The following is an 11,659-nucleotide window of genomic DNA, read 5'->3' on the forward strand; positions in this document are numbered from 1 at the left end:
GACACGCCGCGGCTGGGTATCGGCGTGGACTGGTGCTCATGTTTTCGTTGAGCACTGGCGTGGCCAGCTCGCTGGGCGTCTTCAGAAGCCGTAGAGCTGTGCCGGGTTGTCCACCAGGATCTGCTTGATCAGCGCGTCATCGTTTTCAACCCAGTCGAACAGCATCTCCAGCAGGCTGGCGTCGTTGGGCATCGGCACCGGTATGCACGGATGTGGCCAATCGCTTGCCCACAGCAGCCGGTTCGGATTGGCTTCGATCAACGCCCGGGCGTAGGGCGTTACGTCGTCGTAAGGAAAGTCCTTCGACGCGGTAAAGCGATAGGCGCCGGAAAGCTTGACCCACACCCTGCCTTCTTGCAGCAGGCGCAGCAGGTCGGTGAATCCCGGGTGGTTCAGCCCGCAACTGGTGGGCATGTGCCCCATGTGGTCGATGACGACTGGCACCGGCAGGCTGGCCACGGTTTCGTACAAGTCGGCGAATTCGGTGATATCGATCAGCAACTGGAGGTGCCAGCCAAGGGGTGCGACTTTTTCCGCCAGGGCCGCAACATCCGATACCTCGACGCCACTTTTGAAGATCAGGTTGACGCGCACGCCGCGAACCCCGAGGCGATGCATCGCCTGCAGGGTTTGGCTATCGGTGTCGGTATCGATCACCACAACCCCGCGCAATGCGCTGCCCCCTTGCTTCAGCGCCGCCAGGGTGGTGCTGTTGTCCGCCCCGTAGACACTGGGTTGGACGATGACTGCGCGACTCAACCCCAGGGTTTTCTGGACGTGCTCAAAGGCCTCCAGGGGAGCGGGGGGCGGCGTGTAGGAACGGTGAGGGGAGAACGGTTGCCCATGCTCGTCACCAAAGACGTGGAAGTGGCAGTCGCATGCCCCATCCGGCAAGGTGCGTTGCAGTTTGCGCGGCTCGGGATCCGGGCCTGCGCATTGCGGGGCGTAGGTTTCGCCCAGCGAACTCATGCGAGTGATTTCCCAGCCTTGCAATCCCCGCAACCCATTGCGCTCGGCGGAGTTGATGATCTGTTGCCAGGTGGCGCGCCTGGCGAGGTCGGGGTCGCCGAGCTTGATCGCGTCAAAGATCGCCTGATGTTCGGCCAGCAGGGTTTCGCCGAGGTCACTCGAACGCACCAGGCGGTTTTCCAGCAAGGCCGCTTCGTAGACGTGGCTGCAGAGAAAGATGATGAAGTTGCGAAAGTAGTCATTGCCTGTGGCGTCGGCAATGGCGCGCTTGAACTGCAGGCTGTGCTCCAGCATGTCCTGAGGGTTTTGCAGGCCGTCGCGCAGGGTGTCCAGCGCCGCCGCGATCTTGTTCAACTGATTGAGTGAGCGACGTCGGGCGGCCATGGCGGCTGCGGCGACTTCGAGGTCCAGGCGCAGTTCGTAGAGCTGGCGCAGCTTGGTGCTGTCGGTCAGTTCCTCTTGAGTGATGCGGAAGCTGCTCTGGTTGGCTTCGGTGGCAACAAACACCCCAAGCCCTTGGCGACTGATGACGAGGCCAGCCGAACTGAGCCGCGCCACGGCTTCACGCACGACATTTCGGCTAACGGCGAAGGCTTCGGCTAAGCGGCTTTCGGTGGGGATGCGATCACCGGGACGGAGTCGACCTTCACGTATTTCACTTTCCAGATAACGAAAGATCTCAACCGAGAAGTGATCACGTCGGCCAATTGCTTTTATAGTCATTTTTCTCAGTCATCGAATGTCGGTTTCAAAAGCTTGAAACGTAGAACGCCCGCGTAACGAACGATACGCGGGCGTTACTCTAACAAATGATGTCTGGTTCAGTGCAATTGCTTGCCCCTGGTTTCCGGGAGGAAGCAGGTCACCACCAGGACCAGGCAGTAGGCACCTCCGGCGAACATCGCAATCGCGGTGCCCAGGCTGTATTGGGCACTGATGAAACCGACGAGTCCCGGGAACAGTGCGCCCACCGCGCGCCCGAAGTTATAGGAGAACGCCTGGCCGTTGGCCCTCACTGCCGAAGGATAAAGTTCTGTCAGAAAGGCCCCCATGCCGCTGTAGATACCGGATGCGGCGAACCCCAAGGGAAAACCGAGAATCAGCATCTGGGTATTGGTCAGGTTCAGTTGCATGTAGCAGATCACGCTGATGGCCGACAGGACGGCGAAGAGGATGAAGTTGGCGCGGCGCCCCAGCCGGTCAGACAGGTAGGCACCGCACACATAGCCGAAGAATGAACCCAGGATGACCACCAGCAGGTAGCTGCCGGTGCCGAAGACTGACAGGCCCTTCTCCAGCTTCAGATAGGCCGGCAACCAGGTGGTGATCGCGTAGTAGCCACCTTGTACCCCCATGCACAGCAGCGCGGACAACAGGGTGGTGCGCAGCAGCGAGGGGGAGAAGATGTGCCAGAAGGCCACCCTGTTGCCTGTTTCGCTCTGGTGCTTTTTGCTCTGCAGGAACACCTCGGGTTCTGGCACGTATTTACGAATGTAGAGCACCAGGAGTGCAGGTGCGATGCCGATCCAGAACAGCGAGCGCCAGGCAAGGTCTTCGGGAAGGTAGCTGAAGGCCACTGTGTAGAGCAGCGCGGCCGCGCCCCAGCCAATGGCCCATCCGCTCTGCACGATACCCACGGCCTTGCCGCGATGTTCCGCTCGGACCATTTCGCCGATCAGCACCGAGCCCACTGCCCACTCGCCGCCGAACCCGAGGCCTTGCAGCGCACGAAGGACAAACAGCTGTTCGAAGTTTTGCGCGAAGCCGATCAGTACGGTGCAGATCGAGAACCACAGAATGCTGATCTGCAGCAGCCGCACCCGACCGTAGCGGTCAGCCAGGATCCCCGCTCCCCATCCGCCAATGGACGAAAACAGCAAGGTCACGGTGCTCAGCAGTCCCACTGATCCCTTGTCGATGTGCCAGAGGGTCATCAAGGAGGCGATGACGAAGGTGAACACCATGAAGTCCAGGGCGTCCAGCGCCCAGCCACCCAATGCGGAATAGAAGGTGCGTTTTTCAACGGTATTAAGTTCGCTAAACCAGCTCATTATTGTTCTCCGTGCAGCACCTTAGTGCCGCTGGGTTATTGTTTTTGTTATTTGAAGTCGTACAGAACGGCGGGGTTATCGACCAGGATGCTCTGTCGTTGGCGTTCATCGGGCGCCCATGAGCGCAAGCGATCCAGTAATGAACCGGTGTCGGGCGTGCTTTCGAGCGCTACGTGGGGCCAGTCGCTGCCCCAAACCATTCGTTCGGGGGCGACGCCCAGCAAGGCATGGGCCAGCGCATCCGTATCGGCATAGTCCGGATGCCGCTCACTCAGGCGATAAGCGCCCGACAACTTGACCCACCAACCGTGTTCCGCCACGTTTCTCAGCAGCAACTCGAACCCCGGCTCCTTGACGCCCAGGCGGGCCGGGAAGTGTCCGAAGTGATCGATCACCACGGGGCAGGGCAGCCTGGCTATCCGTGCCTGCAGCTCGCTTAACAGCCGGACATCAATCAAAAACTGCAGATGCCAGCCAAGGTCGGCAACTCGATGGGCAAGACGCTCCATCAAGTCCAGATTCACGCCGCCGCGAAACAGCACGTTGATGCGAACTCCACGCACACCCAAGGCATGCATGTGCGCCAGTTCGTCATCGCCGATTCGTTCGTCGACTACCGCGACGCCCCTCAGTCGATCGTGATGACGTTGCAACACCTCGAGCATGTAGCGGTTATCGGTGCCGTAGACGCTCGGCTGCACCAGAACCCCGCGCTGCATCCCCGTGGCCCGCAACATGTCCAGATACAGCGCCTCAGGTGCGGGAGGCGGGGTGTAACTGCGCTCGGGTACCAGGGGATAGCGCTCAAAATCAGCACAGATCACATGCGCATGGGTGTCGCATGCACCTGTCGGCAGCACGAAGCTCGGGGCTTGGATCGTTTCTCTCGGGGCGGCACAGGAGGGCGGCCACGCTGTGGCGGATTTGGGGTGAGGCATGGATTTCATCTCCTCGACAGCTCTTCGCACGCCTTGGCGGTTGCAGAGCGGTACTTGTTGGTTGTTGGTTGTAGGTTGTCCAACAAGTGATGGCATGTTGAATTTTTGCCCTGGCCTTGTCAATGGATGCAGGTGGGGATTTCGCGCGACGCGCTTCGGTGATGGCTAGGGGGGGAATAGCGGTCTTGGGTGCTAATGGGAATTTGTATTAATTGCGAATGGTTTTGTATAGCATGCGCCGGAGTTTTTTGGCGGTTTCACCCCTTGTATTGGCCTATTCGTAAAGGTTTTTTCTCTCCATGCGCCGAACCCTGCTTTCCATTTGTGTGCTGCAAGCGTTGTCGTCTACCTCATGGGCTGAACAAGCGCAGGTAAAGCCCTCAACCCTTGAGTTGGGCACGGCCGATGTCATCGGCACCGAGACTTACGAAAGGGCAGATGGTCCGGTGCAGGGTTATCGCGCAACGCGCTCGGCCAGCGCCACGCGGACCGATACCTCGATCCATGAAACCCCGCAGTCGATCAGTGTGGTCGCCAAGGATGCGGTGGAGGATCTTGGAGCCACGCGTTTGCAGGACGCGCTGGACTACGCCGGGGGCGTGGGGCGGGCGAACAATTTTGGTGGGCAGGGGCTGACCACGTTTACCGTCCGTGGCTTCACCACCGGCGAGTTTTACCGCAACGGTTTTCCCATCAATCGCGGCTATCCGAACATGCCGGATGCCAACACCATTGAACGCCTTGAAGTGCTGCGCGGCCCGGCAACCATGCTTTATGGCCGGGGTGATCCTGGCGGTACTTTCAACGTGGTTTCCAAACAGCCGTTGCCCGAGCGCACGGTCACCCTGGGCAGTCAACTGAACGACCAGGGCATGAGGCGCGGCACGTTGGACGCTTCCGGGCCGCTCGACGAAGACGGGCGCCTGGCCTATCGACTGAACGTCGTGGGCGAGGGGGGCGACACCTTCCGCGATCATGTCGACACCGAGCGCTACGGTGTCACGCCGGTGCTCAGCTGGCAGGTAAGCGACGCGACCAGGCTGATTTTCGAAGGCGATTTCATGCGTAACAACGCGCCTCTGGATCGAGGCGTTACCCGTTACGCGAAGCAGATTGGCAGCGCTTCTCGCGACAGTTTTTTCGGTGAAAAAGACGTTGGCAAACTGCACAACGACAACAACATGGCGCAACTGCGCTTCGAACACCTGCTCAATGACGACTGGACCCTGGGGGGTGGTGTGCAGTGGCTCGATGGTTCGCTCAAGGGCAACGCGGTCGAGGCCAACGGTATTGCCGCTGACGGCCGCACCTTGGGGCGCAACTTCAACTATCGCAAGCTGGAATGGACCGACCGGGATGCCCAGCTCAACCTGACCGGCCATTTCGATACCGCCGGTTTGCAGCACACTTTGCTCACCGGTATCGAATACGAAGACTACGACTACCAGTCGATCATTCAACGCTCCAGTGGTGCTGTCGGTGCGTACCCCATCGACCTCTTCGATCCGCTGTACGGCCAGCCGCGTCCGGCCCTGACCCGCACGCCGACTCATGACAAGGAAAACCTCAAGACTTATGCCGCGTTCGTGCAGGATCAAGTGGCCCTGACCGACAAACTGAAAGTGCTGGCAGGGGCGCGTTTCGAACGCTTCGAACATGACTATGAAACCTATGTACCCGGCGGCAAGAGTTGGCAGGCCAGTGACAACGCGGTCACACCGCGCATTGGCGTGAGCTACGACTTGACCGAGACCTTGGCGCTCTACGCCGATACCGCTCGCTCGTTCAAGCCCAACACCGGCGCCAGCCGGCTCGGCGGCGGGTTTGCGCCGGAGAAGGGCAAGTCTTATGAAATGGGTCTCAAGTGGGAAGCACTGGATCAGCAGTTGAGTGTCGACGCGGCGATCTATCAGATCGAAAAGCGCAACGTCTTGACCACCGACCCTGTTGACTCGACCTTCAGCGTGGCCGCCGGTGAAGTGCGAAGCCGTGGTTTCGATGTCAACGTTGCCGGCAACCTGACACCCGAATGGCGCGTGATCGGCGGCTACGCCTATGTCGATGCCGAAGTCACCAAGGACAACGTATTGCGCTCTGGCACGCGGCTGCTGAACATCCCGAAAAACAGCTTCAGCCTGCTGAATATGTACGAGTTCCAGGACGGCATGCTCAAGGGCCTGGGCCTGGGGAGCGGACTCAAGTACGTCGACGAGCGCGCCGGGCAAACCGCCAATACCGGGTTTTCGATGGGCAGCTACACCGTTGTCGATTTGCTCGGTTTCTACAAGGTCAATGACAAGGTGCGGCTGAATCTGGATCTGAAAAACCTGTTTGACCGTGATTATGAAGAGGGCGCGTTCGGCAACGTTTATGCTTATCCGGGGGCTCCGCGAACGCTGCAGGTCGGCATCGCCTACACCTTGTAGTGGGTGTGTTTTGCTGGCACGGGTCGAGCTTGTTCCGCTGACACGATGGTAATCGTGCCTGTTTGCAATGGGACCTTGTGCCGGTGATACACAGCAAGTCCAAAACCAAGAGAGCCTCGAAATGAGTCGACCGTACAATTTCCTTGTCGCCCATCTGAAAAAGGAGGGTTTGGCACAACTGCCTGCCGTCAGCGTCTCTTTAAGGGAATGGTTTGGGCAGTTGGGAGTGGCTATTGAACGCTTCGGTAACAATGCCGGGAAAGTCGTCAAGTTCTCTGAGAAAAATCATCAAAAGAACTTGCTGGCTCCCGATTCCGCAGGAGTAACGCTTTATTCCGAGCGAATCTGGTCAAAGGATGAATGCGACGAATCGATGAACTGTCATGTCAGTGCCGTTTTCCTGCACGACAATGGCTTGCTCTTGAGCGTCGCAGACGAGGTCATGAGTCTCGAGCAACTGATCGAATCGTTCTGGCGTCTGGAGGACTTTGCCGAGCTCTTTGAATATCTGTATGCCTATCAGGAAAGCCAGGGTTACGGAACCGGGTTCGGCTTGGGCTTTTACACCCCGGACGAGTTGCACCCTTTGATGTGGGAGGGGCGTAACCAGGTCGGCAAATGGGCAGCGTCCACTCGAAATGCAGTCGATGCTCACTACATCAGGGATGTTTTTGACTTCAATGGGTTCAGTGAGGAAAAACTGAATGCCTTGCCAGCGCAAAAGCAAAGCGCACTGGAGTCGGTGATGAATCGGTTCGGTGAGCGTCAGTTGCGAAACGGCTGGAATGTCTGGCGCATGACTGGCGACGATCAGTGCAACGCCAGAAAAGAGCTGATTGCCAGCGATGTGCTCGCCGCCTTCTCTGCATGAGGGCCGAGTGTTGGCATTGATGCGCAATTGCCCCGCCTGCTGAGGGCAAGACTGCCCCAACATGGATAGGTAGATACCGCGCACAGACGGCCTTAGCCTTGAAGGCTGCTTGGGTCAGCGGTTTTTCGGCAGATGGGTCAATTCTTCATCAGCGCCTACAACCCTGGCGCCACTACCTTGGATTGCAACACTCATCCAATAATCGGTGGATGTTGAAGGCGACACTGGTCGATCTCAAAGGCTATCCGGATCCCCAAAAAACATCTGAATCCGCGAACGCAACCAGCGCTCTCCCGGGTCGTTGTCCTGGGAGCCGCGCCAGGCCATGTGCAGCTCGAAGCTGCGCACCGGCAGGGGCGGGTCTTCGGCGCGTACGCCGCCGGCGGCGGTGAGCGCTTCGGCGGTGTAGTCGGGCACGGTGGCAAGGATGTCGGTGCCGGCCAGCAGGGTGCTCAGACCGTTGAATTGCGGCACGGCGAGTACCACATGGCGCTTGCGTCCGAGCTTCTCCAGTTCTTCATCGATAAAGCCGCTCAGGTCCCCGGCGAACGACACCAGGGCGTGAGGGCGGGCGCAGAAGTCGTCCAGGCTCAGGGCGCCCGGAACGGTGTCGGCACGCAGCAGTTTGGGCAGGCTGCGGCGCAGGACTTTGCGCTTGGCGTTGGCCGGCAGGTCGGCGGTGTAGCTGACGCCGATGGAGATTTCACCGGAGGCCAGCAGCGACGGCATCAACAGGTAGTTGGCCCGGCGCACCACCAGTACGATGCCCGGGGCTTCGGCGCGCAGGCGCTTGAGCAGCATCGGCAGGAGGGCAAACTCCGCGTCGTCGGACAGGCCAATGCGGAACACTGTGGTGCTGGTGGCCGGGTCGAACTCGGCGGCGCGGCTGACGGCGGTGGAGATCGAGTCCAGGGCCGGTGAGAGCAGGGCGAAGATTTCCACGGCCCGGGCCGACGGCTCCATGCTGCGGCCGGTGCGTACAAATAGCGGGTCGTCGAACAAGTTGCGCAGCCGCGACAGCGCGGCACTGATGGCTGGCTGACCGAGAAACAGCTTCTCGGCGGCGCGAGTCACACTGCGTTCGTGCATCAGTGTCTCGAACACAATCAATAGATTCAGGTCGACACGACGCAGGTCATTACGATTCATCTGGAGTCCTGGCAGAGTCAGCGAACTTGACGGGAGCGGCCATATCGGAACAATGGCCGGCGTGAATCTTACGGGTAAAGGCTGGTACTCTGCATCGGCTAAATGTTGTTTGTTTGTGCTCAGGCTGCGGCCCGGCACGCTGTTCGCCCCGATTTTCAAGGGCACGGAATCAATGACAGACATGTCGACTATTAATAGGCACTGATAGTCTTGCTTTCAAAGCCCGGATAAAGTTCGCGGCATTAGAGGTTAATTTGACGAGGTTTGCGATGTCCCGCACGATTCGTTTTCACAAGTTTGGACCGGCCGAGGTGCTCAAATGCGAAGAGCATGCGGCCTCGTTGCCTGCGCCAGGCGAAGTGCAGGTACGAGTCGAAGCCATCGGTATCAGTTGGTACGACGTGCTCTGGCGGCAGAACCTGGCGTCGTCCCATGCGCGTCTGCCGTCCGGCCTCGGGCATGAAATGGCCGGCGTGGTCACGGCGGTAGGCGAGGGCGTCGACGACCTCGCGGTCGGTGACAAGGTCGCCAGCTTTCCCGCGCAAAGCCCCAATGACTACCCGGTGTATGGCGAGCAGATCGTCCTGCCACGCTCGGCCCTGACCCGTTATCCGGATGTGCTTAGCCCTATCGAAGCCGCGGTGCATTACACGCCGCTGTTGATTGCCTATTTCGCCTACGCTGACCTTGCGCGGGTCAAGCCCGGGCAGTTCGCCCTGGTCACCGATGCCAGCCACTGTGCCGGCCCGTCTTTTGTGCAGTTGGGCAAGGCCCTGGGTGTGCGGGTGATTGCCGCGACCAAGACCGCTGAAGAGCGTGAGTACCTGCTGTCCCTCGGCGCCGAGAAGGTGATTGTCACCGAAGAGCAGGACCTGCTGATGCAGATCAACAAGCTCACCAACAATCGCGGGGTCGATGTGGTGTTCGACGGTCTGGGCGGTCCGCAGATGTCGATGCTCGGTGATGTCCTGGCGCCTCGCGGCAGCCTGGTGTTGTACGGCCTGCAAGGCGGCAACCAGACTCCATTCCCGGCCTGCGCGGCGTTCCAGAAGAACATCCAGTTCTTTGTCCACTGCATCGGCAACTTCACCGGCAAGCCGGAACTGGGGATCATTCAGGATCAGGTGGCGTTGCAGCGTGCGCTGCGCGACATCAACCAGCTGACTGCGGATCGAGTGCTGGTGCCTTTGAAGACCCGAGTCTTCCCCTTCAGCGAGTTTGTCGAGGCGCACCGTTACATGGACGAATGTCCATGTCGCGAACGGGTCGCGCTGCAGGTCGAACCGGCCTGATTCCCCCAACGCCAGGCCAAGCCTGGCGTTTTTGTATCTGTATCTTTGTCGGCCCCGGCTTGTCGGCCAATGGGGCCTGAACCTCGTGCAAGCCTTGAGGCTGTCTTCCCCGGCAAGCCAGCTCCTTAAGCCAGGCCTGCTTCAGTCAGCTGAGAAAGGCGGGGTTGTTCTGGGATAGATTTCGTCGCGCGGTGGTCAAACTGCCAGTAAACTGCGCTCCATTCCCGAACCATCCTTTTTCAGAGGTTTTGCATGACTCTCAGTCCTTTTGCGGGCAAGCCGGCACCCGTTGAGTTGCTGGTCGATATCCCGCGACTGGTTACGGCGTATTACACCGGTCAGCCCGATGCATCGGTGCCCACCCAGCGCGTGGCTTTCGGCACCTCCGGGCACCGCGGCAGCTCGTTCGATCTGAGTTTCAATGAATGGCATGTCCTGGCCATCAGCCAGGCCATCTGTCTGTACCGCGAAGCCCAGGGCATCACCGGGCCGCTGTTTGTCGGCATCGATACCCACGCACTGTCGACCCCGGCCGGGGCCAGTGCCCTGGAAGTCCTGGCGGCCAACGGTGTGACGGTGATGATTGCTGCCGCTGACGAGTACACCCCGACGCCGGCGGTGTCCCATGCCATTCTCTGCTACAACCGCGGTCGCACTTCGGGCCTGGCGGACGGGATCGTTATCACCCCGTCCCACAACCCGCCACAAAGCGGCGGCTACAAGTACAACCCCACCAATGGCGGCCCGGCCGACACCCACATCACCAAGTGGATCGAAGCCAAGGCCAACGAACTGCTGGCGGCCAAGCTGGCCGGGGTCAAGCGCATCAGCTACGAGCAGGCGCTGAAGGCCGACACCACCCATCGCCACGACTACCTCAACACCTATGTCGCCGACCTGATCAACGTCATCGACCTGGACGCGATCCGCAACGCCAAGCTGCGCCTGGGCGTGGACCCGCTGGGTGGAGCAGGGGTGCGTTACTGGTCGGCAATCGCCGAGCACTACCGCCTTGACCTGGAGGTGGTGAACAAGCAAGTGGACGCCACCTTCCGTTTCATGTCGGTGGACTGGGACGGGCAGATCCGCATGGACCCATCCTCCAGCTATGCCATGCAAGGGCTGATCGGCCTGAAAGAACGCTTTGATGTGGCCTTTGCTTGCGACCCCGATCATGACCGTCACGGCATCGTGACCCCAAGCGGCGGCCTGCTGGCGCCCAACAACTACCTGGCGGTGTCCATCGACTATCTGTTCCAGAACCGTCCGCAATGGCGTGCCGATGCCGCCGTGGGCAAGACCGTGGTCAGCAGTGGCTTGATCGATCGGGTGACGGCACGCCTGGGTCGTCGCCTGTACGAAGTGCCAGTGGGCTTCAAGTGGTTTGCCGATGGCCTGTTCGATGGCTCTCTGGGCTTTGGTGGCGAAGAAAGTGCTGGTGCCTCTTTCCTGCGCAAGGACGGCGGCGTCTGGTGCACCGACAAGGACGGCCTGATCCCGTCGCTGCTGGCCGCTGAAATGACCGCGCGCACCGGTCGCGATCCAAGCCAGGCTTACCGCGCGCTGTGCGACGAGCTGGGCGAACCTTTCTCGGTGCGGGTCGATGCCAAGGCCAATCCGCAGCAGAAAGCCTTGCTCAGCAAGCTCTCCCCGCAACAAGTGACCTCGACTCAGTTGGCTGGCGAGCCGATCCAGCAGATCCTCAGCCAGGCACCGGGTAACGATCAGGCCATTGGCGGCCTGAAAGTCATGACTGAGAACGGCTGGTTCGCCGCACGCCCGTCTGGCACCGAAGACATCTACAAGATCTACGCTGAAAGCTTCATCGGCGACGACCACCTCAAGCAGCTGGTGCAGGAAGCCCAGACCCTGGTGGACACCGCCATCAGCGGCAACTGATTCACGTAGGAGCCGGCTCGCCGGCGAAAAGGTCCTTGAGACGGACACAGGTCTTGCGGATGCG

Annotated in this window: 8 protein-coding genes; 4 read left to right on the forward strand and 4 right to left on the reverse strand. The window is 60.1% G+C overall.

Annotated features, from left to right (window positions below):
• Positions 1-81: 81 nt before the first annotated feature.
• From WIN67_RS14710 to WIN67_RS14720, 3 genes are all read right to left on the reverse strand, one after another.
• Positions 82-1,692, reverse strand: a complete 1,611-nt coding sequence (locus WIN67_RS14710; protein WP_102879584.1) for an amidohydrolase family protein — start codon at positions 1,690-1,692, stop codon at positions 82-84.
• A 98-nt stretch (positions 1,693-1,790) separates the two neighbouring features.
• The gene (locus WIN67_RS14715) at positions 1,791-3,020 is read right to left on the reverse strand and encodes an MFS transporter (protein WP_047304692.1); all 1,230 of its coding nucleotides are present in this window, start codon (positions 3,018-3,020) and stop codon (positions 1,791-1,793) included.
• A gap of 47 nt (positions 3,021-3,067) precedes the next feature.
• On the reverse strand, positions 3,068-3,958 hold the full coding sequence (locus tag WIN67_RS14720; protein WP_102879582.1) for an amidohydrolase family protein: 891 nt from the start codon (positions 3,956-3,958) through the stop codon (positions 3,068-3,070).
• Positions 3,959-4,257: 299 nt separating this feature from the next.
• Between WIN67_RS14720 and WIN67_RS14725 the strand changes: the two genes are divergently transcribed.
• Together WIN67_RS14725 and WIN67_RS14730 are read left to right on the forward strand one after the other, a co-directional pair.
• Positions 4,258-6,384 carry a TonB-dependent siderophore receptor gene (locus tag WIN67_RS14725; RefSeq protein ID WP_339071566.1) on the forward strand — a complete coding sequence of 709 codons (2,127 nt, stop codon included), beginning with the start codon at positions 4,258-4,260 and terminating at the stop codon, positions 6,382-6,384.
• Positions 6,385-6,505: 121 nt separating this feature from the next.
• Positions 6,506-7,255, forward strand: a complete 750-nt coding sequence (locus tag WIN67_RS14730; protein ID WP_339071567.1) for a hypothetical protein — start codon at positions 6,506-6,508, stop codon at positions 7,253-7,255.
• 234 nt (positions 7,256-7,489) lie between these two features.
• On the opposite strand, the gene WIN67_RS14735 is transcribed toward WIN67_RS14730, so the two are convergent.
• On the reverse strand, positions 7,490-8,404 hold the full coding sequence (locus tag WIN67_RS14735) for a LysR family transcriptional regulator (protein WP_102865166.1): 915 nt from the start codon (positions 8,402-8,404) through the stop codon (positions 7,490-7,492).
• Between the two features lie 269 nt (positions 8,405-8,673).
• Here WIN67_RS14735 and WIN67_RS14740 point away from each other — a divergent pair, with 269 nt between their 5' ends.
• Positions 8,674-9,696, forward strand: coding sequence for a zinc-dependent alcohol dehydrogenase family protein (locus tag WIN67_RS14740; protein WP_102879467.1), 1,023 nt, complete (start codon positions 8,674-8,676; stop codon positions 9,694-9,696).
• Between the two features lie 252 nt (positions 9,697-9,948).
• Positions 9,949-11,595 (forward strand): phosphoglucomutase (alpha-D-glucose-1,6-bisphosphate-dependent), encoded by a 1,647-nt coding sequence (gene pgm, locus WIN67_RS14745; RefSeq protein WP_306399459.1) that lies wholly within the window; start codon positions 9,949-9,951, stop codon positions 11,593-11,595.
• The last annotated feature ends 64 nt before the right edge of the window (positions 11,596-11,659 follow it).

This window comes from Pseudomonas idahonensis (assembly GCF_037903935.1).
Classification (GTDB): domain Bacteria; phylum Pseudomonadota; class Gammaproteobacteria; order Pseudomonadales; family Pseudomonadaceae; genus Aquipseudomonas; species Aquipseudomonas danubii.